At 38.5% G+C, this 1,086-nt stretch carries 1 protein-coding gene and 1 other annotated feature; the gene reads right to left on the reverse strand.

Annotated elements, in window-relative coordinates:
* The coding region (locus ACRCJ0_RS14890) for a homoserine O-acetyltransferase/O-succinyltransferase family protein (RefSeq protein WP_431390984.1) at nt 1-616 on the reverse strand (616 nt) is incomplete at its 3' end.
* Nucleotides 617-728: 112 nt separating this feature from the next.
* Nucleotides 729-961 (reverse strand) — a binding site (T-box leader).
* Nucleotides 962-1,086: the final 125 nt, after the last annotated feature.

Raw genomic sequence — 1,086 nt, forward strand, 5'->3', positions numbered from 1 at the left:
GTGCCTGTTCAAAAGATTCAGTTGGCACAGTCGTGTGGCGAGAATGTGGCATATAGAAAAGCTCATCCATACCACGTACTAAAGATACCTTTTTATCTCTCAACTCTTGCTCGTAAATACCAAATAGTTTTTTATCTAAAGGTTGTTTACCGATGCCGTAATGGTGGTAAAGGGCTGCTTGGGCGCCCCAACAAATATGCAAGGTTGAGAAAACATGATTATTTGACCATTCCATAATGGATACCAATTCGTCCCAGTAATTCACTTTCTCGAAATCTAGGTGCTCAACCGGCGCGCCAGTAATGATCATCCCATCAAAGTAGAGGTCCTTAATTTGGTCAAAGGTTCGGTAGAATTCTTTTAGATGGTTTTCTGAAATATGGGCCGCTTGGTGTGACTGCATGTGGATAAAGGTCACGTTCACTTGCAGGGGTGAGTTACTTAATAACCGCAGCAACTGCTCTTCCGTCGCTTCTTTAGTCGGCATTAAGTTCACAATAACCACTTCTAAAGTACGAAAGTCCTGCATGGTTGCACGACGTTCATCCATAACAAAAATATTCTCTTGGGTTAATTTTTGTAATGCTGGTAAATCTTGAACAACTTTAATTGGCATTGATATTCCCTCCATTTTATCATCCTAGCTTCATCATGCTAGCTAAGCGATTCTTCCCTCATCATCATCTTCACTTTACATAAAAAAAAGTCCTTATAATACAACACAGTATTATAAGGACGTCTAGAACGTGGTACCACCTTACTTTGCGAACACTCGGCTCGCCTCATTCGTACAATCATACGAAGATAGGTTATCGACTATCAATCGCAAGTGCTAAAGGTAAGTACATTCTACACTCGTCACTCCCAGACCATTTTCAAAGGAAATACTTACATCTACTCTCACCAACTGTAGATTCTCTGAGCAAAGATTTCCATTTACTTATCTTTTCAATGTGATTCATTTTTATGTTTATCATCAAGTTCTTATATTTCTATAAGCAAATATTAAAACAATCTACTCAAACTGTCAACCGTTACCGGTTCTCCCTATTACTTATTTGTGATAATTAATTGCATTTACACTAA

Source organism: Aerococcus sp. L_32 (assembly GCF_050689315.1).